This window comes from Paraburkholderia sp. J7 (assembly GCF_905220155.1).
In the GTDB taxonomy this organism is placed as follows: domain Bacteria; phylum Pseudomonadota; class Gammaproteobacteria; order Burkholderiales; family Burkholderiaceae; genus Paraburkholderia.
The window spans coordinates 1-26,212 of sequence record NZ_CAJMYZ010000046.1 but is presented as its reverse complement, the minus strand read 5'-3'; the positions used below and the strand labels follow the sequence as shown (position 1 = coordinate 26,212).

General features: G+C 65.0%; 24 protein-coding genes. 9 read left to right on the top strand and 15 right to left on the bottom strand.

Annotated features, from left to right (window positions below):
• Positions 1–25 precede the first annotated feature (25 nt).
• The 5 genes from leuS to U5A58_RS39305 all read right to left on the bottom strand — a co-directional run bounded on the left by leuS (position 26) and on the right by U5A58_RS39305 (position 5,915).
• Complete coding sequence (leuS, locus tag U5A58_RS39325; RefSeq protein WP_321965316.1) at positions 26–2,620, bottom strand: leucine--tRNA ligase; 2,595 nt, start codon at positions 2,618–2,620, stop codon at positions 26–28.
• A gap of 153 nt (positions 2,621–2,773) precedes the next feature.
• Positions 2,774–3,205 carry a biopolymer transporter ExbD gene (locus U5A58_RS39320; RefSeq protein ID WP_321917784.1) on the bottom strand — a complete coding sequence of 144 codons (432 nt, stop codon included), beginning with the start codon at positions 3,203–3,205 and terminating at the stop codon, positions 2,774–2,776.
• 12 nt (positions 3,206–3,217) lie between these two features.
• Positions 3,218–3,946, bottom strand: a complete 729-nt coding sequence (locus U5A58_RS39315; protein WP_321917782.1) for a MotA/TolQ/ExbB proton channel family protein — start codon at positions 3,944–3,946, stop codon at positions 3,218–3,220.
• Between the two features lie 53 nt (positions 3,947–3,999).
• On the bottom strand, positions 4,000–4,797 hold the full coding sequence (gene dapB / locus U5A58_RS39310) for a 4-hydroxy-tetrahydrodipicolinate reductase (RefSeq protein WP_321965315.1): 798 nt from the start codon (positions 4,795–4,797) through the stop codon (positions 4,000–4,002).
• Positions 4,798–4,976: 179 nt separating this feature from the next.
• Positions 4,977–5,915, bottom strand: coding sequence for an outer membrane protein assembly factor BamE (locus U5A58_RS39305; protein ID WP_321965314.1), 939 nt, complete (start codon positions 5,913–5,915; stop codon positions 4,977–4,979).
• A gap of 136 nt (positions 5,916–6,051) precedes the next feature.
• Between U5A58_RS39305 and fur the strand changes: the two genes are divergently transcribed.
• Positions 6,052–6,480 (top strand): ferric iron uptake transcriptional regulator, encoded by a 429-nt coding sequence (gene fur / locus U5A58_RS39300; RefSeq protein WP_065065157.1) that lies wholly within the window; start codon positions 6,052–6,054, stop codon positions 6,478–6,480.
• Between the two features lie 99 nt (positions 6,481–6,579).
• On the opposite strand, the gene U5A58_RS39295 is transcribed toward fur, so the two are convergent.
• From U5A58_RS39295 to U5A58_RS39285, 3 genes are all read right to left on the bottom strand, one after another.
• The gene (locus U5A58_RS39295; RefSeq protein ID WP_321965313.1) at positions 6,580–7,092 is read right to left on the bottom strand and encodes an ureidoglycolate lyase; all 513 of its coding nucleotides are present in this window, start codon (positions 7,090–7,092) and stop codon (positions 6,580–6,582) included.
• Between the two features lie 13 nt (positions 7,093–7,105).
• A complete protein-coding gene (alc, locus tag U5A58_RS39290; protein ID WP_321965312.1) occupies positions 7,106–8,125 on the bottom strand; it encodes an allantoicase in 1,020 nt (339 codons plus the stop codon).
• Between the two features lie 67 nt (positions 8,126–8,192).
• Positions 8,193–9,536 carry a C4-dicarboxylate transporter DctA gene (locus tag U5A58_RS39285; RefSeq protein WP_321965311.1) on the bottom strand — a complete coding sequence of 448 codons (1,344 nt, stop codon included), beginning with the start codon at positions 9,534–9,536 and terminating at the stop codon, positions 8,193–8,195.
• Positions 9,537–9,848: 312 nt separating this feature from the next.
• Here U5A58_RS39285 and U5A58_RS39280 point away from each other — a divergent pair, with 312 nt between their 5' ends.
• Positions 9,849–10,574, top strand: coding sequence for a FadR/GntR family transcriptional regulator (locus U5A58_RS39280; RefSeq protein WP_201694351.1), 726 nt, complete (start codon positions 9,849–9,851; stop codon positions 10,572–10,574).
• Positions 10,575–10,635: 61 nt separating this feature from the next.
• On the opposite strand, the gene gap is transcribed toward U5A58_RS39280, so the two are convergent.
• Both gap and tkt read right to left on the bottom strand, forming a co-directional pair.
• On the bottom strand, positions 10,636–11,646 hold the full coding sequence (gap, locus tag U5A58_RS39275; protein ID WP_027820982.1) for a type I glyceraldehyde-3-phosphate dehydrogenase: 1,011 nt from the start codon (positions 11,644–11,646) through the stop codon (positions 10,636–10,638).
• A 137-nt stretch (positions 11,647–11,783) separates the two neighbouring features.
• On the bottom strand, positions 11,784–13,826 hold the full coding sequence (gene tkt / locus U5A58_RS39270; RefSeq protein ID WP_321965310.1) for a transketolase: 2,043 nt from the start codon (positions 13,824–13,826) through the stop codon (positions 11,784–11,786).
• Between the two features lie 344 nt (positions 13,827–14,170).
• Here tkt and speE point away from each other — a divergent pair, with 344 nt between their 5' ends.
• The 3 genes from speE to U5A58_RS39255 all read left to right on the top strand — a co-directional run bounded on the left by speE (position 14,171) and on the right by U5A58_RS39255 (position 16,313).
• The gene (gene speE, locus U5A58_RS39265; RefSeq protein WP_321965309.1) at positions 14,171–15,034 is read left to right on the top strand and encodes a polyamine aminopropyltransferase; all 864 of its coding nucleotides are present in this window, start codon (positions 14,171–14,173) and stop codon (positions 15,032–15,034) included.
• Positions 15,035–15,139: 105 nt separating this feature from the next.
• A complete protein-coding gene (locus U5A58_RS39260; protein ID WP_321965308.1) occupies positions 15,140–15,553 on the top strand; it encodes a VOC family protein in 414 nt (137 codons plus the stop codon).
• A 19-nt stretch (positions 15,554–15,572) separates the two neighbouring features.
• The gene (locus tag U5A58_RS39255) at positions 15,573–16,313 is read left to right on the top strand and encodes a 16S rRNA (uracil(1498)-N(3))-methyltransferase (protein WP_321917765.1); all 741 of its coding nucleotides are present in this window, start codon (positions 15,573–15,575) and stop codon (positions 16,311–16,313) included.
• A gap of 103 nt (positions 16,314–16,416) precedes the next feature.
• Here U5A58_RS39255 and U5A58_RS39250 read toward each other — a convergent pair whose 3' ends face one another.
• The 3 genes from U5A58_RS39250 to U5A58_RS39240 form a co-directional block, all read right to left on the bottom strand.
• Entirely contained in the window at positions 16,417–16,974 is a 558-nt protein-coding gene (locus U5A58_RS39250; RefSeq protein WP_158759016.1) for a barstar family protein, read from the bottom strand.
• Positions 16,975–16,981: 7 nt separating this feature from the next.
• Entirely contained in the window at positions 16,982–17,413 is a 432-nt protein-coding gene (locus tag U5A58_RS39245; RefSeq protein ID WP_321965307.1) for a ribonuclease, read from the bottom strand.
• A 273-nt stretch (positions 17,414–17,686) separates the two neighbouring features.
• Positions 17,687–19,981 (bottom strand): NADP-dependent malic enzyme, encoded by a 2,295-nt coding sequence (locus U5A58_RS39240; RefSeq protein WP_321965306.1) that lies wholly within the window; start codon positions 19,979–19,981, stop codon positions 17,687–17,689.
• Positions 19,982–20,166: 185 nt separating this feature from the next.
• Between U5A58_RS39240 and thiL the strand changes: the two genes are divergently transcribed.
• The 4 genes from thiL to U5A58_RS39220 are packed head-to-tail and all read left to right on the top strand — an operon-like array spanning position 20,167 to position 22,830.
• Positions 20,167–21,156, top strand: a complete 990-nt coding sequence (gene thiL, locus U5A58_RS39235; RefSeq protein ID WP_321965305.1) for a thiamine-phosphate kinase — start codon at positions 20,167–20,169, stop codon at positions 21,154–21,156.
• Positions 21,146–21,703 carry a phosphatidylglycerophosphatase A gene (locus U5A58_RS39230; protein ID WP_321965304.1) on the top strand — a complete coding sequence of 186 codons (558 nt, stop codon included), beginning with the start codon at positions 21,146–21,148 and terminating at the stop codon, positions 21,701–21,703. The genes thiL and U5A58_RS39230 overlap by 11 nt, the downstream gene beginning before the upstream one ends.
• A 34-nt stretch (positions 21,704–21,737) precedes the next feature.
• Entirely contained in the window at positions 21,738–22,238 is a 501-nt protein-coding gene (locus U5A58_RS39225) for a CinA family protein (protein ID WP_321917757.1), read from the top strand.
• Between the two features lie 55 nt (positions 22,239–22,293).
• Positions 22,294–22,830, top strand: a complete 537-nt coding sequence (locus U5A58_RS39220) for a cupin domain-containing protein (protein WP_321965303.1) — start codon at positions 22,294–22,296, stop codon at positions 22,828–22,830.
• Between the two features lie 143 nt (positions 22,831–22,973).
• On the opposite strand, the gene U5A58_RS39215 is transcribed toward U5A58_RS39220, so the two are convergent.
• Together U5A58_RS39215 and U5A58_RS39210 are read right to left on the bottom strand one after the other, a co-directional pair.
• Positions 22,974–23,909, bottom strand: a complete 936-nt coding sequence (locus U5A58_RS39215; protein ID WP_321965302.1) for an OmpA family protein — start codon at positions 23,907–23,909, stop codon at positions 22,974–22,976.
• 53 nt (positions 23,910–23,962) lie between these two features.
• The coding region (locus tag U5A58_RS39210) for a YadA family autotransporter adhesin (protein WP_321965301.1) at positions 23,963–26,212 on the bottom strand (2,250 nt) is incomplete at its 5' end.

The window sequence follows — 26,212 nt, the reverse complement described above, 5'->3', positions numbered from 1 at the left end:
CCGCCAACGTGGCCTTGATTGGCGCTTAGACCACGACATTCACGAGGCGGCCCGGCACGACGATGATCTTCTTCGGCGCACGGCCTTCCGCGAACTTGACGAACATCTCGTGCGCGAGTGCGGCGGCTTCGATCGCATCCTTCGGCGCGTCCTTGGCCACCGTCACGGCGCCGCGCACCTTGCCGTTCACCTGCAGCACGAGTTCGATCTCGGCCTGTTCCAGCGCCTTTTCGTCGACCTTCGGCCAGGGCGCGTCGAGCAGTGTGCCGTATTCGTCGCTGTAACCGAGCGCCTTCCAGAGTTCGAACGCGATGTGCGGCACGACCGGGTACAGCACGCGCAGCAGCACGCCAAAGGTTTCGCGCTGCACGCCCGCACCGGCGCCCTTGGCGCCGTCGATGGCGTTGAGCATCTTCATCGCCGCCGAAACGACCGTGTTGTACTGCAGGCGCTGATAGTCGAAGTCGGCCTGCTTGAGCACGCTATACACTTCGCGGCGCAGCGCCTTTTCGACGTCCGTGAGCGCCGCCGCGTCGAACGAGGCGCGCGACTTGATCGCATCGGCGTTCGCGTGGCCGAAGGCCCACACGCGGCGCAGGAAGCGGCTCGCGCCTTCCACGCCCGCGCCCGACCACTCGAGCTGCTGCTCGGGCGGCGCGGCGAACATCGTGAACAGACGCGCCGTGTCTGCGCCGTACAGGTCGATCAGCACCTGCGGGTCGACGCCGTTGTTCTTCGACTTCGACATCTTCTCGACGCCGCCGAGCACCACGCTCTGGCCGTCGCTGTTGAGCGTCGCGCCAATCGGGCGGCCCTTGTCGTCGTGCGTCACCGTCACGTCGGCCGGGTTGTACCAGGTCTTCTTGCCCGCCGCGTCTTCGCGGTAGAACGTTTCGTTGAGCACCATGCCCTGCGTGAGCAGGTTCTTCGCCGGCTCGCCGAACTTCACGAGACCGAGGTCGCGCGAAACCTTCGCCCAGAAGCGCGAGTACAAGAGGTGAAGAATCGCGTGCTCGATGCCGCCGATGTACTGGTCCATCGGCATCCAGTAGTCGGTGCGCTCGTCGACCATGTTCACAGCGTCCGGCGCGGCGTAGCGGTAGAAGTACCACGACGAGTCGACGAACGTGTCCATCGTGTCGGTCTCGCGCTTCGCGTCGGCGCCGCACGTCGGGCACTTGCAGTTCAGGAACGCTTCGGACTTCGCGAGCGGGTTGCCCGTGCCGTCCGGCACGAGGTCTTCCGGCAGCACGACCGGCAGGTCCTTTTCCGGCACCGGCACGTCGCCGCAGCTCGGGCAGTGGATGATCGGGATCGGGGTGCCCCAGTAGCGCTGGCGTGAAATGCCCCAGTCGCGCAGACGCCACGTGACCTGCTTGTCGCCGAGGTCGAGCGCCTTGAGGTCGGCAGCGACGGCGTCCACGGCCGCCGTGTAGGCGAGGCCGTCGTACTTGCCGCTGTTCACGCACACGGCGCGCTCCTTGTCGCCGTACCACTCCTGCCAGCCGTCGAGCGAGTACGTCTCGCCTTCCGCTGCGATGACCTGCTTGATCGGCAGGTTGTACTTTTTCGCGAACGCAAAGTCGCGCTCGTCGTGGCCCGGCACGCCCATCACGGCGCCTTCGCCATAAGTCATCAGCACGTAGTTGCCGATCCACACCGGCACTTGCTCGTGCGTGATCGGGTGCGTGACGGTGAAGCCCGTGGGCAGGCCCTTCTTCTCCATCGTCGCGACGTCGGCTTCCGCCACGCCGCCGCGCTTGCATTCGTCGATGAACGCCTGCAGCTCCGGCTTGCCTTGCGCCAGACGCGTGGCGAGCGGGTGCTCGGCCGCGATCGCGGCAAAGGTCACGCCCATGATCGTGTCGGCGCGCGTGGTGAACACGCGCAGCAGCTTCTTCTCGCCGTCCAGCTCGTACGGGAAGCCGAAGTTCACGCCGAAGCTCTTGCCGATCCAGTTCTGCTGCATGATCTTGACGCGCTCGGGCCAGCCGAGGCCGTCGAGGTCGTTCAGCAGTTCGTCTGCGTACTGCGTGATGCGCAGGTAATACATCGGGATTTCGCGCTTTTCCACGAGCGCGCCCGAGCGCCAGCCGCGCCCGTCGATCACCTGCTCGTTGGCGAGCACGGTCTGATCGACCGGGTCCCAGTTCACCGTGCCGGTCTTCTTGTACGCGATGCCCTTTTCGAGCATCTTCAGGAAGAACCACTGGTTCCACTTGTAGTAGTCGGGCTTGCAGGTGGCGATTTCACGCGACCAGTCGATGGCGAGGCCCATCGACTGCATCTGGCCCTTCATGTACTCGATATTGTCGTACGTCCACTTGGCCGGCGGCACGCTGTTGGCCATCGCGGCGTTTTCGGCAGGCATGCCGAACGCGTCCCAGCCCATCGGCATCAACGTGTTGTAGCCGTTCATGCGCAGGTAACGGTACATCACGTCGTTGATCGTGTAGTTCCGCACGTGGCCCATGTGCAGCTTGCCCGACGGATACGGCAGCATCGAGACGCAGTAGAACTTGGGCTTGTCGGCCTTCTCGGCCGTCCGGTAAGCGTCGGTGGCGCGCCATTCGCCTTGCGCGGCGGATTCGACGTCGGAGGGAACGTATTTTTCGAGCATGGTGTGGGTGGTGAACGCTGGAAACGGGCGGTTTCGGTGCCGGATGCACCGGGCCGGCCGTTCACGATACCGGCAGATTGCGGCGGTTTCGCTTAGCCCGTTTTAAAGGAAACGTTGATTATACCGTTGACTGGCGCGCGCTCAGTTCGCCGTTCAGTGCGCGCCGGCGGGCGGCTCGGTCACGAAGCCGAGGCGCGTGAGCCCGGCCTGCTGCGCGGCGCCCATCACCTGGGCAATCACGTCGTAGCGCGTCTCGCGCGCGGCGCGCAATTGCAGCTCGGGCTGCTGCGACTCGGGCGCTTTGCCCGCCGCCGTGAAGCGCGCACGCAGCTCGTCCAGCGTGATGGGCTGGGCGTTCCAGTAGAGCTTGCCGGCGGCGTCGATGGAAAGCGTGACGGTCTGCGCCGTTTGCTGCGCCGGCTCGGCGGCGACCTTCGGCAAATCGAGCCGGATCGCATGCGTGAAGAGCGGCGCGGTGATGATGAAGATGACGAGCAGCACGAGCATGACGTCGATGAGCGGCGTCATGTTGATGTCCGACATCGGTGCCGCATCGCGCTTCTTTTCGAGTCCGCCGAATGCCATTCGCGTTGCCTCCTACGACTCGGCGCGCGCGCCTTCGCGCATCGCGCCCTGCGCACCTTCGCGGCGCAGCGGCGCGCCTTCGGGCGCGCAGGCATAGGCGTGCAGATCGTGCGCGAAGCCGTCTAGATCGTCGCAAAGCTGGCGCACGAGGCGTCCGAGCACGTTGTAGGCGAGCACGGCCGGAATCGCGACCACGAGACCGAACGCCGTCATGATGAGCGCTTCGCCCACCGGGCCGGCCACGTTCTCGATCATCGCCTGGCCGCTCGCGGCAATGCTGCCGAGCGCGTGGTAAATGCCCCAAACCGTGCCGAGCAGCCCCACGAACGGCGCCGTGCTGCCCACCGAGGCGAGCAGCACCTGCCCGAACTCGAGCCGGCGCTGCGACGCCTGAAGCGCACCGCGCAACGCACGCAACACGCGCTCGCCGCGGTCTACGCGTGAAAGCATCATGCCGGGCGCATCGGCTTCCTCGGCGGCGAGCGCCGCCTGAGCCAACGGCAGGAAGACGCGTTCGCGGTCGACCCCACGCATGGCGGCCACGCCGTCAGCGAGGCTGCGCGCCTGCCAGAAGCGCGCAACGGCGCGCGGCCCCTGGCGCTTCGCGCGCAAGAGAATCCAGCTTTTCACGATGAGAAAGCACCAGCTCGCGACCGACATGGCGAGCAATACCCACGCTACCGCGTGGGTGACGGCATCGCCCGTCTGCAGATAGTGAATGACTCCGGAACTCGCTGCCATCGGACCTCGCTCACTGTCTGTCCGGCGCAGGCGCCGGACCATAAGGGAAACGCTCAGCGCAGGCCGAGCACGTCCTGCATATCGTACAGGCCGTTGGCCTTGTCCTGCAGAAAGCGCGCGGCGCGCACGCTGCCTTGCGCGTACGAAAGGCGGCTCGAGGACTTGTGCGTGATCTCGATGCGCTCGCCAATGCCCGCGAACAGCACCGTATGATCGCCGACGATATCGCCGCCGCGAATCGCCGAAAACCCGATCGTCGAGGGGTCGCGCTCACCGGTCACGCCTTCGCGGCCATACACGGCGCATTCGTCGAGATTGCGGCCGAGCGCCTTTGCCACGGCCTCGCCCATCGCAAGGGCGGTGCCCGAGGGCGCGTCGACCTTGTGGCGATGGTGCGCCTCGATGATCTCGATGTCGTAGCCGGTCTCGAAAAAGCGCGCCGCGTATTCGAGCAGCTTGAGCGTGACGTTCACGCCCACGCTCATGTTCGCCGCGAACACCACGCCGACCTTTTGCGCGGCCGCGCCGAGCTGTGCCTTTTGCTGGGCGTCGAAGCCGGTCGTGCCGATCACCATCTTCACGCCGTGGCGCTGCGCCGCCTCGAGGTGCACGAGCGTGCCTTCCGGACGCGTGAAGTCGATCAGGCAGTCGCTTTGCGCGAACACCTGCTCGATGTCGTCGGTGATGCGCACACCGGTGTCCTTGCCGAGGAACGCGCCAGCGTCCTGGCCAATGGCGGCCGAACCCTTGCGCACGAGCGCGCCCGAGAGCGTGACGTCGGGCGAATTCAGAACGGTTTCGATGAGCATGCGGCCCATGCGGCCCGATGCCCCGGCGATTGCGATTTTCATGAGTCTTCCTGCCAATGTGTCGCTGGCCGCGGCGTGGGGTGCCACCCGGTGTCACCAGGCGCCACGAAGCGCCGCCGCCAAAAAACGCGGCGGCCGGTAGTGACACCCGGCCGCCGAATCGAAGCGTGGCGCGCCTCGCGCACCCCGCCCTGCCTGTTTTACCGGCTGGGTCAGCCGGCTCAGTTGCTCGGGGCCGCAGCAGCCCCGGAAGCCGGCACCGTGGGCGGCGCGGCGAGCGACGAATCGCGTGCCGGGCCAGACGGCGCCGTATTGGTGTCGCCGGTGCCCTGCGCGCCGGCGGTCGGGCCGACCGGGTTGCTCTGCGGCACGCCCTGAATTTGCGGCTGCGGCTGGCGATGCAGCTGGACCTGCGACGGCATCGTGCCGACGTTCTGCGGCAGCGCCGACGATTGCGGATTGCCCGCGCGCACCGAAGGCGTAAGGCCGGCAGGCGTTTGCACCGCTTCCGTGGCACGGTTTGCGGCGGCGGCGGCCTGCGCGTTGGCGTCCTGCGGCAACGCACTGGTAGCGGCGCCGAGATCGGACGACGGCGTGCGCGCCGTGTCGCCGACCGTCGGGCCGGTCGCGCTCGTACCTACGTCGGGCGCGCCCGCTGCAGCCGCCACCGGCGCCGAAGCGCCCGATGCCGGCGCAGCCGCGACGGCCTTCTTCTTGCCGCTGCGGTCGCCGTCGATTTCGGCGAGCAGTTCGAGGTTCGACGGCAGGTCTTCACCGCCCGACCAGCTCGCTACGCGGTCGCCTTCGAAGAGCACGACGAAGTCACGCTGCTGAACCACGGCGGTCGAGCCGCGCTTGAAATAGAAGATATAGTCCCAGCGGTTCGCATGGAACATGTCGGTGAGGAGCGGCGTGCCGAGCAGCTGCTTGACCTCGGCCCGGGACATGCCCACCTTCATCTGCGCCGCGGCTTCCGCCGAGACGAAGTTGCCTTGCACGATGGTAATGCGGTAAGGCGTAATGCTCTGGGCGATGCTCTGCGTCACGCTGTTGTAGGTGGAACAGCCGGCGAGCGCCGCGAACGCGGCCGCAGCCAGCAGGGTGCACGCCAGGCGGCCGCCGTGCATGCGCCGGCCGATCGTTGTGAATTCTGGAATCATTTCCCTCACCGAGCGGGCTTTTCGCGAAGCCGCGCGTATTCTGTAGAAGATCGTTCGAAGTTCCGGCGAAAATGCCCGGAACGGTAAAAACGCATTAACATAACAACCTAGCATTGTACTCCAGGGACTTATCGTCATGACCAATCCAACCGATCTCAAGAACATCGGCCTCAAGGCGACGCTGCCTCGCCTCAAGATCCTGGAGATTTTTCAGCATAGCCCGGTTCGTCACCTCACCGCAGAAGACGTCTACCGCAACCTGCTGAACGAGGAGCTCGACATCGGCCTCGCCACGGTCTACCGGGTCCTCACGCAGTTCGAGCAGGCTGGGTTGCTCACGCGCAGCAACTTCGAATCGGGCAAGGCGGTGTTCGAGCTCAACGAAGGCAGCCACCACGACCACCTCGTGTGCCTCGACTGCGGAATCGTTGAAGAATTTTTCGACCCCGAAATCGAAAAACGCCAGCAGATGATCGCCAACGAGCGTGGCTTCAAGCTCCAGGAACACGCACTCGCCCTGTACGGCGCCTGCACGAAGGAAAACTGCCCGCACCGCAAGCACTGACCGCTCGCCGCTTGCAGGCGGCAGAAGAGAAAACGCCACGGCAGACCTGCCGTGGCGTTTTCGTTTGGTGAACCGCTCTTGGGGAACGCCGACCCGGCTTCAGGCGGGCACGAGCAACGTGTCGGCTTGCACGAGCCGCCAGGACGCTCCGAGCGCGATCTCATCGCAATTCGGCTGCGTGCCGCCGCGGTCGATCACCACGAAGTCGCTCACCCGCTCGAAGGCGAGCAACGGGTGATGCCAGACGCCTTTGGCGTAATTGACGCCCTGCCCGCGCCCCGCCCAGAACGCGCGCAGCCCCGCCGGATCGAACTCGCCCGCCGGCGCGACCACCACCGCGTAGCCCGCGTCGCCAAGCGGCACGAATGCCTGGCTGCCGAGCGGATGCCGCTCCATCATCGCGATCTCGACGGGCCATGCGCGCGGCTGGGCGCGAAACACGCTGACGATGGGCCACCCGCCCGCCTCGTTCACGTCGATGGCGGCGAGGTCGTGAAAGCGCTCAGTCGTACCGCCGTTGATCGGAAAGTGGCGCGCGCCGTCGACTTCGATCACGTCGCCAAACGGCGCGAACGCCTCGCGCGTCAAGGGTTCCATGTGCAGGATCTGCATCGCGGCTCCTCGTTCAGACCGGTTCGCCCCACAGGCGCAGGCGCGACACGCCGCCGTCCGGGAAGATGTTGAAGCGCACGTGCGTGACCGGACCGAGCGCGGCAATCCCGCTCTCGAACACGTGTTGCTTGTCCATTTCGAGCTTCTGCTCGCCGAGCAGCGCCGGCCAGAACATCGCCTGGGTGACGAGCGAATCGTCGGTGCCGCCCGTCACGCTCGCCGCCTGAAGCGAGCAGCGATCCGGGTAGTTGCCCTTGAAGTGCGCCGTGTCGACTTCGATCTTGCGGATGATGCCGGGCCGCGCGAGCGCCACGATCGCCCAGTCGTTGCCCGGTTCGCGGCGGCGGCGTGTTTCCCAGCCGTCGCCCATGTTCACGCCGCGCCCGGGCATCAGGATCGTGGAAGCAAGCCCGAAGTGCTGGTTGTTGGCCGCGACGAGATACGCGCCGTTTTCGATCGCCGCGAGATCGACGAGGCTGCCGCGCTCGACCGTGCTCCAGTCGCGCTTGGGCTGGCCGTACACGCGCAGGCGCGCGAGACCGCCATCGGGATAGAGATTCACGCGCAGATGCGTGAACGCGCGCGCATCGTTCACCTCGACGTAGTGATGCTGATTGCCCTGCAGCGTCGTCGCCGGGACGATGGTCTGCCAGTTGGCGTTGTCGCCTGGCGTTTCATCGTCGCCAGCCTGTGCGTAGCATGCCTCGATCGAAGCCGCCGGCGGAAAGTTGCCCGTGAAATGGCTCGTGTCGAGATCCAGACCGTAGATCACGCCGGGGCGCGCGAGGCGCACGATGCAAAAGTCGTGGCCGGTTGTGCGCTTGCGGCGCGTTTCCCAGCCGTCCATCCACTTGCCGTGATCGTCGTACTTGCCGGGGATGAAGACCGCGGGCTGCGGTTCGAGCATGCGCTCCTTCGGCGCGAAGAACTCGTCGCTCGCGTGGAGCGCGCGGGCGCCCAGACGCGGATCGGCAAGGTTCATGTAGCGGCGCGTGAAAGCGGGGGCGTTGGGGTCGAGAGTCGGAATGGCCATGATGGTGTCGTTCGCTTGAGTGGATCCGTTGATCGAAGAAAAGCGGCGCTCGGTGCGCCGCCGAGGTTCAGGCATGCGCGTGCTTGCCGCCAAGCGCGCTGTCTTCGCCATGCGCGGCGTCCGTGTCGCTGTCGCCTGCCGGCACGAAGAGGAAACCTTCGTCGAGATTCAGCACGCGCTTGGCGCGCACCTTGTCGATGTCGTGCTCCCACACGGCGACCACCACCGTCGCCACGCAGTTGCCGATCAGGTTCGTGAGCGCGCGGGCGATGCCGACGAACCAGTCCACCGGCAGAATCAGCACGAGGCCGAGCACGGGAATCGCGGGAATGGCGGAAAGCGTGGCGGCGAGAATGACGATCGCCGAGCCGGGAATGCCGTGCGCGCCCTTCGAGGTGATGAGCGACACCAGCACCACGACGATGAGGTCGTGCATCGACAGCGGCGTGTTGGTCGCCTGCGCGATGAAGATCACGGCGAGCGTGAGGTAGATCGAAAAGCCGTCGAGGTTGAACGAGTAGCCCGTCGGGATCACGAGGCCCACGGTGGAGTCCTTCACGCCCATAAATTCGAGCTTGCGCATGATCTGCGGCAGCACGGCGTCCGACGAAGCCGTGCCGAGCACGATCGATAGTTCTTCGCGCAGGTAGCGGATCAGCTTGAACACGCTGAAGCCCGCGAGGCGCATGACGATGCCGAGCACGACCGCGACGAACACGATGCAGCTCGCGTAGAACACGATCACGAGCAGCCCGAGTTGCTTGAGCGACGCCACGCCGTAGGTGCCGGTCGTAAAAGCGATCGCGCCGAGCACGCCAAGCGGCGCGAGCTTGATGATGAAGCCCATCACGCGGAAGAACACCTGCGAGAGTTCGTCGATCAGGCTGTTCACGCGCTGCGCTTTCGGGCCGAGCAGCGAGAGCGCGCTGCCGAACAGCACCGAGAACACGAGAATCTGCAGGATGTCGCCCTTTGCAAACGCGTCGAAGGCCGTCTCGGGAATGATCTTCAGCAGGAAGCCGGCCGTGTCCTTCAGGCTCTTGGCGTGCTCGGTATAGGTCGCGAGCGAGGCCGCGTCGAGCGAGCGCAGATCCACGTTCATGCCCGCGCCCGGACGCGTGACGTACGCGAGCACGGCGCCGATCACGAGCGCGACGGTCGTCATCGCCTCGAAATACACGACCGATTTCAGGCCGACACGGCCCACCTTCTTGAGGTCGCCCGCGTGCGCCATGCCGCTCACGACCACGCAGAACACAATGGGCCCGATCACCATCTTGATGAGCTTGAGAAAGCCGTCGCCGAGCGGCCGCAACGATTGGGCGAAATGGGGAAACACCGCGCCTACCACGATGCCCAGTACGAGGGCGATCACTACGCGACCAAACAGCGAATTGAAGAACTTCGTCACGACTGTCTCCTATGTCGATGGGACTTGGAGCAAAGCTCCTTAGTCCCATCCCATGCAAAGCCAACGAGGGGGAGCAAGCAACTGTTCTGACTGGTCTGACCAGCACTGTTATGGCGGATAGTAGGAAGCCGATATACCGGAGTCAAGGTTGAGAGACGGGGTGTTTACCCTTGTGCGGTCTGACCAGTTTACGGGCCGGATCTGGGCGCCTTGAGCGGCGGCGCAAAGGGCGTTGATGCGGTGCGTCATGCAGCAAAGCCGCGCAGGACTACAATACCGGTCAGACCACGCGAACGCAGCCCGCGCCAACCGATGAAGAACGTTCCGCACACCGTTACCGACGCCGCCATCGCCACGATTCGCGAACGGATCGAAGGCGGCTTGTATCCGGTCGGCAGCCTGCTGCCCGCGCAGCGGCAGCTTTCCGAGGAACTGGCGATCAGCCGCGCGTCGCTGCGCGAGGCGCTCTCGACGCTCGAGGCGCTCGGCATGCTGTCGATCCGCGCGGGCAAGGGCGTGTACGTGACGAGCGCGCAGGCCACGAACGCTCACCCGTGGCGTTTCGCCGACCAGTCGTCGCTGCCCGACACTTACCAGATGCGCTACGCGCTCGAAGGCTTCGCCGCGCGCATGGCGGCGCTCGCCATCGGCGACGCCGACGTTGCGTGGCTCGAAGCGAACACCGAAGCGCTGCACAGCGCCCTCGCCTGCGACGAACTCGACGAAGCCGCGCAACTCGACTTCGAGTTCCACATGCGCATCGTGAATCTCGCGGGCAATGCGGCGATCGAATCGATCCTGCGCAGCAGCGCCGACATCATGAAAGAAAGCCAGCGCATGCCGTTCTACCGGCGCGAGCGCGTGCTTTCCACGCATCGCGAGCACGGCCTGATCGTGGTGGCGCTCAAGGCGCGCGACTCAGTCGCGGCCGGCGAGGCAATCGAGGCGCACATCGCCAATGCGGCGCAGCGCGCGGGGGTTTACTTCCCCACGCCGCCCGCGTTCGCCGCGGCGTCCCAAAGCGCCATCGAAAAATAAGGACGAAAAAAACCGCCCGGAATCACTTCCGGGCGGTTTTTCCATGCAGCTACGAGCGTGCTTACTTCGCGTTCGCGAGCGCCACAGCCGTGTCCAGCATGCGGTTCGAGAAGCCCCACTCGTTGTCGTACCAGCTCGACACCTTCACGAGACGGCCCGAGACCTTCGTGAGCGTGGCGTCGAACGTCGACGATGCCGGGTTGTGGTTGAAGTCGATCGAAACCAGCGGTGCGGTGTTGTAGCCCAGGATGCCCTTGAGCGCGCCTTCCGAAGCTTCCTTCATGATCGCGTTGACTTCTTCGACCGTCGTGTCGCGCTTGGCGATGAACGACAGGTCGACGATCGACACGTTGATGGTCGGGACGCGGATCGCGTAACCGTCCAGCTTGCCATTCAGTTCCGGCAGCACGAGGCCGACAGCCGATGCCGCGCCCGTCTTCGCCGGGATCTGGCTGTGCGTGGCCGAGCGCGCGCGGCGCAGGTCTTCGTGATACACGTCCGTCAGAACCTGGTCGTTCGTGTAAGCGTGGATCGTGGTCATCAGACCCGTTTCCAGACCGATCTTGTCGTTCAGCGGCTTGACGAGCGGTGCCAGGCAGTTGGTCGTGCACGATGCATTCGAGATGACCGTGTCCGTCGCCTTCAGCACGTTGTGGTTCACGCCGTAGACGATCGTCGCGTCGACGTCCTTGCCGCCCGGCGCCGAGATGATGACCTTCTTCGCGCCGCCCTTCAGGTGGGCACTGGCCTTTTCCTTGGTCGTGAAGAAGCCCGTGCATTCGAACACGATGTCAACGCCCAGTTCGCCCCACGGCAGTTCTGCCGGGTTGCGGTTGGCCAGCACGCGGATACGGTCGCCGTTGACGACGAGGTAGTCGCCGTCGACGCTGACTTCGCCCGGGAACTTGCCGTGAGCCGTGTCGTATTGCGTCAGATGCGCGTTGGTCTTCGCGTCACCCAGGTCGTTGATCGCAACGATCTGGATGTCGTGCTTCTTGCCGTTCTCGTAGAACGCGCGAAGCGTGTTACGGCCGATGCGGCCGTAGCCGTTGATAGCGACGCGAATGGTCATGGTTTATCTCCTAAGGGCTGAAAAATTCTGAAACCAGTGCCGCGTTGGCGACAACGCCGGGCTGGGGCGGCCAGACGGGGCGCTCAAGGCAGCGGGCCCGCCAGATCTTGCTGATCAGGCGGGCCCGTAACGCATGCTTAGTTGTCGAGCGCGGCCTTGGCCGTCGCTACGACATGATCGACCGTGAAGCCGAAGTGCTTGAACAGAACGCCAGCCGGGGCCGATTCGCCGAACGTGTCGATGCCGACCACGCCGCCTTCGAGGCCCACGTACTTGCGCCAGAAGTCGGTCACACCGGCTTCGATCGCGACGCGGCGCACGCCCTTGGGCAGTACGCGCTCCTTGTATTCGGCGTCCTGCTTGTCGAACACGTTGGTCGACGGCATGGACACCACGCGGGCGCCGATGCCTTCGCGCTGCAGCGCTTCGACAGCCTTCATCGCCAGTTCGACTTCGGAGCCCGTGGCGATCAGGATGATCTTGCGGCTCGGGATGTCGTCGTTCCAGTCCTTGAGCACGTAGCCGCCCTTGGCGATGTTCGCGATCTGCGCGTCGGTGCGCTCGTTGAACTGCAGGTTCTGGCGGCTGAAAATGAGGCTCGACGGACCGTGATGCGCAATCGACTCGGTCCAGGCCACCGCGGTTTCCACCGTGTCGGCCGGACGCCAGAGCGTCATGTTGGGGATCAGGCGCAGGCTTGCGACCTGTTCGATCGACTGGTGGGTCGGACCGTCTTCGCCGAGACCGATCGAGTCGTGCGTGAACACGAAGATCGACGGGCACTTCATCAGCGCGGCCACGCGCAGCGCATTGCGGCTGTAGTCGGAGAACGTGAGGAACGTGCCGCCGAATGCCTTGTAGCCGCCGTGCAGGTTAATGCCGTTGAGCGCGGCGCTCATGCCGAATTCGCGCACACCGTAGTTGATGTGGTTGCCCCACTGGATGCCGGTCTCGCCGGCCTTCGCGGCGCGCACGGGCTTCGAGGCCTTCCAGTTGGTGAGGTTCGAGCCGGTCAGGTCGGCCGAGCCGCCCAGCAATTCCGGCAGTGCGGCGGCGAGGCCTTCGATGGCTTGCTGCGAAGCCTTGCGCGTAGCAACCGTTTCCTTGCGCGAATCGGCGCCAGCGACGATCGCGGCGGCCTTCTGCGCCCAGTCGGCGGGCAGCTTGTGGGCCATGCGGCGCTCGAACTCGGCGGCTTCGGCCGGGTACTTCGACTGGTACGCGGCGAACTGGTCGTTCCACGCGGCTTCGAACTTCGCGCCTGCGGCCTTCGCGTCCCAGTCTGCGTAGACTTCTTGCGGCAGCGTGAACGGCTCCCACTTCCAGCCTGCGGCCTCGCGCCACTTGGCGATTTCTTCGCCGCCGAGCGCTGCGCCGTGCACGTCGTGACCGCCCTGCTTGGTCGGCGCGCCCTTGCCGATGATGGTCTTGCAGCAGATCAGCGTGGGCTTGTCCGAGGCCTTGGCCTTCTGGATAGCCGCGTCGACCGCGTCTACGTCATGGCCGTCCACGTGCGGGATCACGTTCCAGCCGTAGGCTTCGAAACGCTCCGGCGTGTTGTCGTGGAACCAGTTGACCACGTCGCCGTCGATCGAGATGCCGTTGTCGTCGTACAGCGCGATCAGCTTGTTCAGCTTGAGCGTGCCGGCGAGCGAGCAGGCTTCGTGCGAGATGCCTTCCATCAGGCAGCCGTCGCCGAGGAACACGTACGTGTGGTGATCGACGATCTTCGCGTCGGCCTTGTTGAACTCCGCTGCGAGCAGCGCTTCAGCGAGCGCCATGCCAACCGCGTTCGCCAGACCCTGGCCGAGCGGGCCCGTGGTCGTCTCGACGCCCGGCGTGATGCCGAACTCGGGGTGGCCCGGCGTCTTCGAGTGCAGCTGACGGAAGTTCTTGAGTTCCGCCATCGGCAGGTCGTAGCCGGTCAGGTGCAGCAGCGAGTACAGCAGCATCGAGCCATGGCCGTTCGACAGCACGAAGCGGTCGCGGTCGCTCCACAGCGGGTTCGTCGGGTTATGGCGCAGATGGCGCGACCACAGCGCAACAGCGATCTCAGCCATGCCCATGGGCATGCCGGGGTGACCGGAGTTCGCTTGCTGAACGGCGTCCATGGACAGCGCACGAATGGCGTTGGCCATCAACTGGGTGGTAGCGGGGGAGGCGGAGGACGAGGTCGTCATGTCGAGTCCGGAAGTGTGCAAAAAGCGGCGTGGGCGGCGCAGGTCGCGAACAGCGCAAACAGCGGGCGCACACAGCAGCGCGAGGGTCCGGAAGCTCGGCAAATCGCCCGCTCGGGCGCACATGCGGCGCCAGGAGACGCGAAACGGCCGGAGCAAACGGAGAGGGCTGCAAAGCGGAATATTCTAGCAGATCGTGGGGATTATCCCTGGCGTAGGGCGCGGGGAATGCGGCATGCGGCCGGTGCCGGCCTGCCTCGGGAAGAGGCGGTTCCCGGAACCCTATAATGTGCCTGTTGGCCCCATTTTTTACGCGCTCGTTTGCACGACGCCTTCCCAGGACCTTCGTGAGCGAAACACTCCTCTTCCATCCCGCCGCCGACGCGCTCTATGGGTTTCCGGGCGCACGGCGCCTCGCGGCCGCCGATACGCCGTGGCAGCGCATCGAAGTCTGGGATACGCCTCAACTGGGCTGTCTCTTCACGCTGGACGGCCGCCCGATGACCTCGGCCGGCGACGAATTCATCTACCACGAGTGCATGACGCACCCGGCCGCGCTCACCCACCCGGCGCCGCGTGCCGCGCTCGTGCTGGGCGGCGGCGACGGCGGCGCGGCGCGGCAACTGCTGCGCCATCCGGGCATCGCGCGCATCGTCGTGGCGGAACTCGACCCGGACGTGGTGCGCCTGACAGGCGACTATCTGCCCGAGGTACGCGGCGACGCCTTTGAAGATCCGCGCGTGGACCTTGTGATTGGCGACGCGGCGGCTTTCGTCGCCTCGACGCACGAACGCTTCGATCTTGTCGCATTCGATTTGACCCCGCCAGATTCACCCGCGGCTGCGCTCTACACGCAAGCGTTCTACGCCGCGCTCAAGCGCGTGATGAGCGCCGACGCACTCGTCTCGCTGCATCTCGGCTCGCCGTTCCATCACCCGGAACGCGTGGCGGCGCTGCTTGCCGGACTGCGCCGGGCCTTCGCCGTCGTGCGGCCGCTTGCCGCCTACGTGCCGTTGTACGGCTCGCTTTGGCTCATGGCCATCGCGAGCGACACGCTCGACCCCCGCAGCGCCGGTCTGGCCAGGCTGGAAGCGCGCATGGCCGAGCGTCAACTCGAAGGTTTGCGATATTACGACGTCAAGTTGCACGCTACGCTCTTAGAAGTTCCACTCACAGCGAGAGATAAACTAGGCGAATTCCTACAGCTTTAGTGACCCTGCCCGTGGAAAATGGCAGGTTCCCAACGCTTTCATCGCGCGCCCACGCTCAAAGCGACGGCCGGCGCCTCATCCTAACCGCGAATCTGGAGAGACTCGATGACCCCACCCCGCCCTGCCGGCGTGCCGTGGCTGACCCCGTATCTGACGGTACGCGACGCGCGCGCGTCGATGAACTTCTATCGGGCGGCGCTTGGCTTTGCGGTACGCGATAGCGTGGAGGACGACGGCGCGATCATGCACGTGGAGATGACGTACCACGATCAGTTGATCGTCATGTTCGCGCCGGAGGGTGCATTCGGTTCGACGGCGCGCACGCCCAAAAGCGCACAGACCGTCGCGCCGCAATCTTTTTATCTGTATGTCGACGATGTCGACGCGGTTTATGCGCGGGCGCTTGAAGCCGGCGCGAAATCGCTGAGCGAGCCACAGGACCAATTCTGGGGGGACCGTTTCGCGCAGGTCGAAGACCTCGACGGTTACCGCTGGGCGCTTGCTCGCCACTTGTCCTGAATCAATGAGAAATAGTCTTATGCCCCGCTTTTTCGTCGGCAGTGCCCTGCAATCCGACGAGGTTGTCACCCTTCCCGACGAAGTCACGCGCCATGTTCAGGTGTTGCGCCTGCAGCCCGGCGACACGATCGTGCTGTTCAACGGCCTTGGCGGCGAGTACAGCGCCGAGATCCTCGGCATGGAGCGCCGCGACACGCAGGTGCGCATTGGCCCTTATCGCGACTTCGAAGCCGAGCCGCCCTACCGGCTCACGCTCGCCCAAGGCATTGCCGGCAGCGACAAAATGGACTGGCTGATCGAAAAGGCCGTCGAACTGGGGGCGACGAACTTCGTCCCGCTCACCACCTCGCGCAGCGTCGTGCGGCTTTCGGGCGAGCGAGCCGTGCGCCGCCAGGCGCACTGGCAACGCATCGTGCAAGCCTCGTGCGAACAGTGCGGGCGCAACCGCATGCCCGACGTCGCGCCCACGCGCGAAATCGCCACTTGGCTTGGCTCGCTGCCCAAGCGCCCCGGCGAAGGTGAACTGCGCGTACTCCTCTCGCCGCGCGCCAACGTCTCGTTCTCGACCTTGCCGATCGACCCGCCCTCGGGCGAGGTCACGGTGCTGGTCGGGCCTGAAGGCGGGTTCTCGTCGCCGGAAGAAGCCGCGGCGCTCGACCACGGTTTTATCGCAGTGGGACTCGGGCCGCGCGTTTTGCGCACGGAAACGGCGGGCATCGCCGTGCTCTCGGCGCTCGCCGCCCGCTGGGGTGGTTGGTAAGCCTCAGCACCCCGGGAAAACCACTGGTAAAAATGACAAAGCCCGCCGAAAGGCGGGCTTGTGGTTTTCTGTCGCATGCACGCGACGAAACGCGGGCCAAAGGTCAGGCGAACGAATAAAAAACGCGGAACGGCACCTTGCGCTCGGCCCAGTATTCCGAAGCCTCGCGAAAGACGTCGAGCAGCGTCTCACGCCCGTCCTTGTCGAACTTCTGGGCAATCGGCAGCCCTTCCAGCACGATCACGAAACCCGGCTGCTCGCCGGCCTTCTGCACGAGATCGGTCAGACAGTCGTACAAGCCGTCGTAGTTCTTGCCGAAATGCTTCGGAAACAGAAACGATGTGGCAATGGTTTCGAGCACTTCCTGCTTGGTTTGCGCGTTCGCGCAGAACGCATAGAGGAAATGCTGCTGCAGCCGCTGGGCTTCGTCCGAGAGATCCTGAATGCGAAACGCCCGGATCGACTGGACAATATTCGGCTGCACGGTCGAAAACAGGCTCATGGCCCCCTCGTTCGATGAAAGCCCCGCCTCATCCTGGCGCGCCTCGCTGTCTTGCTTCAACTGCATGACGCGCTGGAACAGGTTGCCCTCCCCGGACGCGAACAGATCGCTCGCGACCCGGGGGTCGTGCGCGTAAACGTTATCGCTCATGCCGCTCATCCCGGTGTCAATCAATAATTCGCCTGAAACTGGCGTAGTGGTCGTCGGAGTAGTAACAGTTGTCGGTCTGCTTGCGCGGACCGCCGCAAACTATGCGCCTGGCGCCGCGGTTGTGCGCGCTCGGCGTCGGGACCGTGTATTCGTGATAGTAGCCCCGCCGATGCGGTGGCAATATCCGTTCAAAATTCCCGAATACGACGCCGTCCTTCTCGTAAGGGAACGGGCCGCCCGCCGCAATCAGGCTCAACGTGGCCACCGCCTCACGCGGAAGTTCGTTGACCGAAATGCTGCCGACTGAATTACCCGCGTCTTCCGGCTGATTCGTACGCGCCTGAGCACCACCCGCTGCCAGCGCTACGGTTGCGACTAGCGCCACCGCTGCGGCGCGCCGCAAGCTAGACAAACCGCCGCCGAAACAATGAGTTAGACGAGGGGCCATTGCCTGGTTCCCGCTTCCCTGGTTACGCGTTCGACGACGATGAAAGGTGTAAGGGTATCGCTAATGATGCCTGGAAGCAACGTTCGTCAGGCGAGGACGACAAGAGCTTGACCGCGCACAAGGGCCAATCCGGTAAATTTTACAATCTCAGTTTGCGCGATTTTGGGCGATCAAGCTGGATCGCGCGAGCGAAAAAAAAACGGCGCACTCGCGGGAGTGCGCCGATTTTGGGGACAGCGTTACCGGCGTTGCCGGCAACCTGCGCGAGCGAGCTTAACGCGTCGCGTTCACATCTGCGACGAGGAGCGCCGTCATGTTGACAATGCGTCGCACCGTGGCGGAAGCCGTCAGCACGTGCACCGGCTTGGCCGCGCCGAGCAGAATCGGCCCGATGGCGATGTTGTTGCCCGCCGCCGTCTTGAGCAGGTTGTAGGAAATGTTCGCCGCGTCGATGTTCGGCATGATGAGCAGATTCGCTTCGCCTTCGAGCGTCGACTCCGGCAGGATTTCCTTGCGCAGGTTCGCGTCGATCGCCACGTCGCCGTGCATTTCGCCGTCCACATGCAGGTCCGGCGCGCGCTCCTGGAGGATCGCGAGCAGGTCGCGCATCTTTTGCGCGCTAGGCGCGTTGCTCGAACCGAAGTTCGAGTGCGAGCACAGCGCGATCTTCGGCTCGATGCCGAAGCGGCGCACTTCCTCGGCCGCCATGATGGTGATTTCCGCGAGCTGCTCCGGCGTCGGGTCGACGTTGACGTGCGTGTCGACAATAAAAATCTGTCGGTTCGGCAGCACCAGCGCGTTCATCGCCGCGTAGACGTTGCAGCCGGCCTTCTTCCCGATCACCTGGTCGATGAAGTGCAGGTGGCGGTGCGTCGTGCTGACCGTGCCGCAGATCATGCCGTCGGCCAAGCCCTTTTCCACGAGCATCGAGCCGATCAGCGTCGTGCGGCGGCGCATTTCGAGCTTCGCCATTTGCTGCGTGATGCCCTTGCGCGCCATGAGCTTCGCGTAGCTCTGCCAGAACTCGCGGTAGCGCTCGTCGTGGTCGGTGTTCACGACCGTGTAATCCTGCCCAGCCACTAGGCGCAGGCCGTAGCGCGCAATACGCTGCTCGATCACCGAGGGGCGGCCGATCAGGATGGGCTTGGCCAGCTTTTCGTCGACCACGATCTGCACCGCGCGCAGGATGCGCTCTTCTTCGCCCTCGGCGAACACGATGCGCTTCTTCTCCGGCTCCACGGCGCGCGCGAGCTGGAAGATCGGCTTCATGGTCGTGCCGCTGTGGTAGACGAACTGCTGGAGGTGCTGCTCGTAGGCGTCCATGTCCTCGATCGGACGGGTCGCGACGCCCGAGTCCATGGCCGCCTTGGCCACGGCCGGCGCGATCTTGACGATCAGGCGCGGGTCGAAGGGCTTCGGAATCAGGTACTCAGGCCCGAACTGCAGATCCTGAATGCCATAAGCGGTGGCCACCACGTCGCTCTGCTCCTGGCGTGCCAGTTCCGCAATCGCATTCACGGCGGCAACTTCCATCTCGCGCGTGATGGTGGTCGCACCCGCGTCGAGCGCGCCGCGGAAGATGAACGGGAAGCACAGAACGTTGTTCACCTGGTTCGGGTAGTCCGTGCGGCCCGTGGCGAGCACGGCGTCCGGGCGCACTTCGAGCGCGAGTTCCGGCAGGATTTCCGGCGTGGGATTGGCGAGCGCGAGAATAAGCGGCTTCGCGGCCATCTGCTTGACCATGTCCTGCTTGAGTACGCCACCCGCGGAAAGGCCAAGGAAGATATCGGCGCCTTCGATCACTTCGGCGAGCGTGCGTGCGTTGGTCTCGCGCGCGAAACGCTCCTTGTCCGGGTCCATCAGCTCGGTGCGGCCCTTGTAGACCACGCCCGCGAGGTCGGTCACGACGATGTTTTCGAGCGGCAGGCCAAGATCGACGAGCAGGTCCAGACAGGCCAGCGCCGCCGCGCCCGCGCCCGAGGCGACGAGCTTCACGTCCTTGATGTCCTTGCCCACGACCTTCAGGCCGTTGGTGAAGGCCGCTGCCACCACGATCGCCGTGCCGTGCTGGTCGTCGTGGAAGACCGGAATCTTCATGCGCTTGCGCGCCTCACGCTCGACGATGAAGCACTCAGGCGCCTTGATGTCTTCGAGGTTGATGCCGCCGAACGTGGGTTCGAGCGCCGCGATCACGTCGACGAGCTTGTGCGGGTCCGTCTCGTTCAGCTCGATGTCGAACACGTCGATGCCCGCGAACTTCTTGAAGAGCACCGCCTTGCCTTCCATCACGGGCTTCGAGGCGAGCGGTCCGATGTTGCCGAGACCGAGCACGGCCGTGCCGTTCGACACGACGCCCACGAGGTTGCTGCGCGCCGTGAAGCGCGCGGCGTTGAGCGGATTCTCGACGATCGCCTCGCACGCGAACGCAACGCCCGGCGAGTACGCGAGCGAGAGGTCGCGCTGATTGATCATCTGCTTGGTCGGCGCAATCGCGATCTTCCCCGGCGTGGGAAACTCGTGATAGTCGAGTGCGGCTTCGCGGAGTTTGTTCGTGGCGGGATTCGACATGGGAGGCAGGACGTTAGTGCAGATTAGAATAACAACTCGAACGCTAATTCGAAGGCATTGTAGCGCCAATCTCCGACAGCATTCCTTACAGTTCGGGCGCAGGTGCCGCGACCGCAATGAGGGGAACACCGCGCCCGCGCGCCCTTCGCAGCGTCGGACACATCACTTGTCATAGACCTTTCGACATGCTTTCCGAGTTCTCCCTGATCGACCGTTATTTCGCGCGACGCGCCCGAACGAACACGCAACGCGCCGCGCTCGGCATCGGCGACGACTGCGCGCTCATCTCCCCCGCTCCCGGCGAAATGCTGGCCATCTCGACGGACATGCTCGTGGAAGGCCGGCATTTTTTCCCCGATATCGATCCGCACGCGTTGGGCCACAAGGCGCTCGCCGTGAATCTGTCAGACCTTGCCGCGATGGGCGCACAGCCTTTGGGCTTCACGCTGGCGTTCGCGCTCCCCAAGCCGGGCGAGGACTGGCTGGCCGCATTCAGCACGGGGCTCTTCGAGTTGGCCGACCGCTTTGACTGCGAGCTGATTGGCGGCGACACGACGGCGGGCCCGCTCAATCTTTGCCTTACGGTGTTCGGCTCGGTGCGTCAGGATGCCGCACTTCGGCGCGACGCCGCGCAGGCGGGCGACGACATCTGGGTTTCCGGCACGCCCGGCGACGCACGCGCGGGCCTCGGCATGCTGCGCGGCGAATGGCAGGTGGACGAGCCGGACGCCGCATACTTTCGACGCGCGCTAGAGTATCCCGAGCCGCGTGTCGCGCTCGGCCTGGCGCTGCGCGGCGTCGCGCGCGCCGCGCTCGACGTGTCGGACGGACTTGCCGGAGACCTGCGCCACATTCTGGAACGATCGAACCTCGCCGCGACGATCGACGTCGACACACTGCCGATCTCGCCCGCGCTCGCGCGCCTGCCGCGCGAGGCGCAACTGCAATGCGCGCTCGCGGGCGGCGACGATTACGAACTGTGCTTCACGGCGGCGCCGGCACAGCGCGCAGCGGTCGAGGCGGCCGCGCAACAGGCGGGCGTTCGCGTCACGCGCATCGGTACAATGAGTGCCCTCACGTCGCCTCAGGCCACCCCCGCAATCGCCTGGCGCGACGCCGCGTGCAAACCGCTCAACCTGAAGTTGCAAGGTTTCGACCATTTCCATGCAGACTGACCCCACGCCCACTCCCGCCGACGAACTCGCGACGGCCGGGCGGCCGGAGCCCCAGCCTGGCGGTCCGCGCCGCGCCGACGCGCCGTTCATGCTCACGCATCCGTTTCACATCATCTCGCTCGGCTTTGGCTCAGGGCTCTCGCGCCTCGCGCCCGGCACGGCGGGCACACTGTTCGCGTGGGCGGCGTTCGAGGTGTTCAACCGCTACCTCACCGTCACGGAGTGGGGACTGCTGATCATCGTGGGCTTCTTCGCGGGCATCGGCATCACCGGGTTCACGGCGAACAAGATGCGTGTGGAGGACCCTTCTGCCATCGTCTGGGACGAGATTGTCGCGTTCTGGCTCGTGCTGCTCATGATCACGCCCGTCGATTTCATGGGCCGGCTCTGGGCCTTCGTGGTCTTCCGTTTCTTCGACATGGTGAAGCCGCCGCCTATTCGCTATTTCGACCGGCGCTTCAAGGGCGGTCTCGGCATCATGCTCGACGACATCGTCGCCGCCTTCTTTACGCTGCTCGTCATCGCGCTCTGGCGCATGTCGGTCTAACCCCACCTGAGCGCCACCTCAACGGATTGCTGCAATGCCTACCGATTCCGTCGTCCACCAACTTGCCATCCGCGTCGGCAACAAACTGCGCGACGGGCGGCTCATGCTCGCGACCGCCGAGTCCTGCACCGGCGGTATGGTCGCCACCGCCATCACCGATATTTCGGGCAGCAGCGGCTGGTTCGAGCGCGGCTTCGTCACTTACTCGAATCAGGCTAAGACCGAAATGATCGGCGTGCCGCCCGAACTCATCGAAAAGCACGGCGCTGTCAGTGAGCCGGTGGCGCGTGCGATGGCCGAAGGCGCGCTCAGCAACAGCCGGGCACAAGTTTCGCTCGCCATTACCGGAGTCGCCGGTCCGGGCGGCGGCACGCCGGAAAAGCCAGTCGGCATGGTGTCGTTCGGCTGGAGCAACCGGCTGCATACGAGCGTCGAAACGCTGGTCTTCAAGGGCGACCGCGAGCAGATTCGCGTGCAGGCCGCCACGCACGCGCTGCGCGGGCTGCTCGCGCTCATCGACGAACAGGAACGCTAATACCGGCCGGCGCCTCGCAGGATCGCTGGACGGCACCACTACGGAGGCGCACGCCATGGCTACCGCGAATGCCGCAGTCGAAGAACTGATCCGCCGCTTCGGGCTCGAACCGCACCCCGAAGGCGGCTACTACAGCGAAACCTACCGCGCCGACAAGTTCGTGCGCCGCGACGGTGCGCCCGCAGCAGAGGGAACGCGCGCGGCTTCCACGGCCATCTACTTCCTGCTCGCGGATGGCGCCTATTCGGCCTGGCACCGCATCCGCTCCGACGAGCTCTGGCACTTCTATGCGGGCTCGCCCCTCGAGATTCATTCGATCGATGAGCGTGGCGTGCTCTCCACGCGCAAGCTTGGCCATGCGTTAGACCATCCGGGCACGGTCTTCCAGGCCGTGGTGCCGGCCGGGCACTGGTTCGCGGCGCGCTGCTGCGATCCCTCCACGTACGCGCTCGTCGGCTGCACCGTTGCGCCGGGGTTCGAGTTCAGCGAGTTCGAAATCGCCGATGCCGCGAAGCTCGCAGAGAAGTATCCACTGCACCGTTCGATCATCGAGCTGCTCGGCAAGCCCGCGTCGGTCGCGAAAAAAGACTGAGCCAGCACGGCACATCTCGAAAAACGCAGATAAAAAAAAACGGCGTGCCCGAAGGCACGCCGCAATCGCCCTACCACTCCAGACGGTCTCGATGAGATCGCCTTCGGGCTCGCGTTCCCTACGCGCGAGCCCTTGTTCCCCACTTACTGCATGGAGATCTGTACACGCCGGTTAGGCGCAAGACATGCCACCACTGCCGACGTCGCCTTCTTGCCCGCACAGGACTTCACCGGATCGGCTGCGCCGCGGCCATTCACTTCGAAGCGCTCCGCCATCACGCCCTGGGCCTGAAGCGCGCTCATCACCGCTTGCGCCCGTTGCAGCGACAACTTCTCGTTATGCGCCGCCGAGCCGAACCGATCGGTGTAGCCATCGATCTTCAGCAGGCGAAGCTTCACATGCGAATCGCGAACACGCTGGGCGAGCACGTCGACCATCTGCTTGCCTTCCGGCTTCAGCACGGCGCTGTCAAAGTCGAACAGCGCGTCGGCTGAGAGCGAAATCGGCTTCGCGAGCGTGGGCGGCGGCGGTGGAGACGGCGGAGCCGGGGGCACGCATTTGTCGAGCTCGCCGTTCACCTGCTGCGCAAGTTTCTGCGCGCGCTCGATCGAGTCCCAACCGTGCACCCAGTGCGTGCCGTGCGTTTCGTCCTGCTCTTTCCAGGCTTCGTCGGTCAGGGCAGACAAACGCCCCGCATCCTCGCCGCGGCATGGCGACTGCGACGCGCGCTCGTTCGTGCGCTCGATTTCCTGCAGCGCATTCACCCACTTCTCGCGCGTTTCGACCGGCGGCCAGTTCTTCTGGCCGTAGATCGGCTGGAACGGAACACTGCCGTCGATAAAGTGACGGCCGTTGTTCAGCGCACCCGCCGCGGCGTCGTTGTACACCTTCGAAACGAGCACATGGCTGTCCTGACGCTGCGCAATTTCGAGCCATCCTTCGGCCAACCCGCGCTGATAAGGGTCGGTGATTTTCTGCGCGGCGGGCATCAGCGCCTCGGCATCGCTGCCCACGCTGGCGAACGCTTGCGCGCTCATCAGCGCGGCCAGCAGTGCGCCGCATATCAAAGTTTTCTTCATGGAATTCTCCGTGCCCGCCACGGTTTCCCGTGGCGGGCCTGGGTCACGGTCGATCAGAACCCGAACGTCGCGCCAACCGAGGCACCGACACTGCCGCCGCCCGTCGACTTCGACACGTGCGCGTTCAGGAGCAGGCGATCAGACACGTACCAGTTCGCACCCAGGGCCAGCGCGGTTTCGCCACCGTACGTACCCGCCGCCGCGGCCATCTGGAAGTTGCCTTCCGCCCGTGCGTTCGGGATCAGCGACGAAGCCGCCATCGCTGCTGCGCCCAGCGAGTTCATCTGCTTGCGCACGACGCTGATCTGCTGGTTCGTGTACGCGTTGGACTGCTGCGTTGCCTGCTGAACCGCGTTGCCCGTTGCATTGTTGACCGCGTCGTTCAACTGGTTGACGTTGACCGCGTCGGTGCCTTGCGTGCCAGCCGCGACGTTGGTGATCTGGCGTTCGTTGCCCGCCGAGCCCACCGACACCGTGTTGTCACGATCGGCCACCGAGCCTGCGCCCAGCGCAACCGCGTTGTTCGCGCTGGCAGTCGAGCCCGCGCCAAGCGCCGTGGACTGGTTGCCGCTGGCCAACGCGTTCGCGCCAGCCGCCGTAGCATGCGTACCGCTAGCGGTCGCTGCTTCGGTATTGCGGTCCCCTTGCGCCGTGAACATCGGGTCGGACGCGTTCGCTGCCGCGTTGTTCACCACGCTCATCAACTGTGCGTAGTTCACCGCGTCATCGTCCGACGTACCGGCCGCCACGTTGTGGATCTGGACCGCGGTGGTCGAACCCGCGCCGCCCAGCGTGATCGAGTCGTGCGCCGACGAGTCGTACGTCACCGCGTTCGCGACCTGGCCTGCAATGTTCGTGACGCTCTGCTGCACCGCGTACAGTTGCGAACCGTTCACCGCATCCACGCTCGAAGCGTTCACTGCACCGTTCGACACGCCCGTCAGCACTCGCGTGCCCGCCGTGCCCGTGAAGTCCACGGTCGTACCACCCGTCGCTGCCGCCACCGTCACCGTGCTCGTCGGCGTGGCTTGCTGCACCAGACCGATCGTGCCGTTGTTGATGTTGTTCGTCAGGTTCGTGATGTCCGTCGTGTTCTGCGTCACACGGCCGTCCAGGTTCGTCAGCGCGCCGCCCACGTTGTTGAACGTGCTGCCGCCGATGTTGTACGTCGGAGCCGAAATCGAACCATCGCTGTTCACCGTCGAACCGCCGCCCAGCGCGTCAGCCGTCGAACTGCCCAGTGCGTAGAGCTGCCCACCGTTCACCGCGTCGAAGCTCGAAGCGCTCACCACGCCGTTCGCCACGTTGTGCAGCGCGACTGCCGAAGTGGCACCCGTACCGCCCAGCGTCACCGAGTCATGTGCCGACGAGTCGTACATCACGGCATCAGCCATCTTGCCGTTGATGTTCGTAATGTCGCCCTGCAGATTCGTGATGTCGGTCGTGTTTTGCGTCACGCGGCCATCGAGGTTCGTGAGCGCACCAGCCACGTTGGTGTACGTACCGCCATTCAGGATGAACGTCGGGTTCGAGATCGAGCCGTCGCTGTTCACCGTCGAGCCGCCGCCCAGCGAGCTGGCCGTCGAGCTGGCCAGACCGTAGAGCTGCGAACCGTTCACCGCGTCGAAGCTCGAAGCGCTCACCGCACCGTTCGCCACGTTGTGCAGCGCGACTGCCGAAGTGGCGCCCGTACCGCCCAGCGTCACCGAGTCATGCGCCGACGAGTCGTACAGCACCGCGTCAGCCAGTTGACCGTTGATGGTCGTGATGTCGCCCGCCAGGTTCGAGATGTTCTGGTTCGTCGCGTACAGCTGCGAGCCGTTCACCGCATCCACGCTCGTCGCGCTCACCGCACCGTTCGACACACCCGTCAGAACACGCGTGCCTGCAATGCCCGTGAAGTCCACGATCGTGCCGTCCGTGTCCTTCGCAACCGTGATGTTGCGCGTCGTCGGATCCTGCTGGACGAGACCGATCGTGCCGTTGTTGATGTCGTTGATCACGTTGGTCACACGGCCATCGACGTTCGTCAGCGCGCCGCCCACGTTGTTGAACGTGCCATCGTTCAGAACGTACGTCGGGTTCGAGATCGAGCCATCGCTGTTCACCGTCGAGCCGCCACCCAGCGCATTCGCCGTGCTGTTGCCCAGTGCATATAGCTGCGAGCCGTTCACTGCATCGAAGCTCGAAGCGCCCACCGTGCCATTTGCCACGTTGTGCAGCGCGACTGCCGAAGTGGCACCCGTGCCGCCCAGCGTCACCGAGTCATGCGCCGACGAGTCGTACAGCACCGCGTCAGCCAG

What these genes read in the sequence shown, in the direction of transcription:
- U5A58_RS39255 (WP_321917765.1), top strand. Translation starts at nt 15,573, where the DNA reads ATGCCCCGCTTTTTCGTCGGCAGTGCCCTGCAATCCGACGAGGTTGTC.
- dapB (WP_321965315.1), bottom strand. Translation starts at nt 4,797, where the DNA reads ATGAAAATCGCAATCGCCGGGGCATCGGGCCGCATGGGCCGCATGCTC.
- U5A58_RS39245 (WP_321965307.1), bottom strand. Translation starts at nt 17,413, where the DNA reads ATGGCCCCTCGTCTAACTCATTGTTTCGGCGGCGGTTTGTCTAGCTTG.
- U5A58_RS39295 (WP_321965313.1), bottom strand. Translation starts at nt 7,092, where the DNA reads ATGCAGATCCTGCACATGGAACCCTTGACGCGCGAGGCGTTCGCGCCG.
- tkt (WP_321965310.1), bottom strand. Translation starts at nt 13,826, where the DNA reads ATGACGACCTCGTCCTCCGCCTCCCCCGCTACCACCCAGTTGATGGCC.
- fur (WP_065065157.1), top strand. Translation starts at nt 6,052, where the DNA reads ATGACCAATCCAACCGATCTCAAGAACATCGGCCTCAAGGCGACGCTG.
- U5A58_RS39240 (WP_321965306.1), bottom strand. Translation starts at nt 19,981, where the DNA reads ATGTCGAATCCCGCCACGAACAAACTCCGCGAAGCCGCACTCGACTAT.
- U5A58_RS39260 (WP_321965308.1), top strand. Translation starts at nt 15,140, where the DNA reads ATGACCCCACCCCGCCCTGCCGGCGTGCCGTGGCTGACCCCGTATCTG.
- U5A58_RS39225 (WP_321917757.1), top strand. Translation starts at nt 21,738, where the DNA reads ATGCCTACCGATTCCGTCGTCCACCAACTTGCCATCCGCGTCGGCAAC.
- U5A58_RS39250 (WP_158759016.1), bottom strand. Translation starts at nt 16,974, where the DNA reads ATGAGCGGCATGAGCGATAACGTTTACGCGCACGACCCCCGGGTCGCG.
- leuS (WP_321965316.1), bottom strand. Translation starts at nt 2,620, where the DNA reads ATGCTCGAAAAATACGTTCCCTCCGACGTCGAATCCGCCGCGCAAGGC.
- U5A58_RS39220 (WP_321965303.1), top strand. Translation starts at nt 22,294, where the DNA reads ATGGCTACCGCGAATGCCGCAGTCGAAGAACTGATCCGCCGCTTCGGG.
- U5A58_RS39280 (WP_201694351.1), top strand. Translation starts at nt 9,849, where the DNA reads ATGAAGAACGTTCCGCACACCGTTACCGACGCCGCCATCGCCACGATT.
- U5A58_RS39305 (WP_321965314.1), bottom strand. Translation starts at nt 5,915, where the DNA reads ATGATTCCAGAATTCACAACGATCGGCCGGCGCATGCACGGCGGCCGC.
- thiL (WP_321965305.1), top strand. Translation starts at nt 20,167, where the DNA reads ATGCTTTCCGAGTTCTCCCTGATCGACCGTTATTTCGCGCGACGCGCC.
- U5A58_RS39230 (WP_321965304.1), top strand. Translation starts at nt 21,146, where the DNA reads ATGCAGACTGACCCCACGCCCACTCCCGCCGACGAACTCGCGACGGCC.
- gap (WP_027820982.1), bottom strand. Translation starts at nt 11,646, where the DNA reads ATGACCATTCGCGTCGCTATCAACGGCTACGGCCGCATCGGCCGTAAC.
- U5A58_RS39320 (WP_321917784.1), bottom strand. Translation starts at nt 3,205, where the DNA reads ATGGCATTCGGCGGACTCGAAAAGAAGCGCGATGCGGCACCGATGTCG.
- U5A58_RS39315 (WP_321917782.1), bottom strand. Translation starts at nt 3,946, where the DNA reads ATGGCAGCGAGTTCCGGAGTCATTCACTATCTGCAGACGGGCGATGCC.
- U5A58_RS39215 (WP_321965302.1), bottom strand. Translation starts at nt 23,909, where the DNA reads ATGAAGAAAACTTTGATATGCGGCGCACTGCTGGCCGCGCTGATGAGC.
- alc (WP_321965312.1), bottom strand. Translation starts at nt 8,125, where the DNA reads ATGGCCATTCCGACTCTCGACCCCAACGCCCCCGCTTTCACGCGCCGC.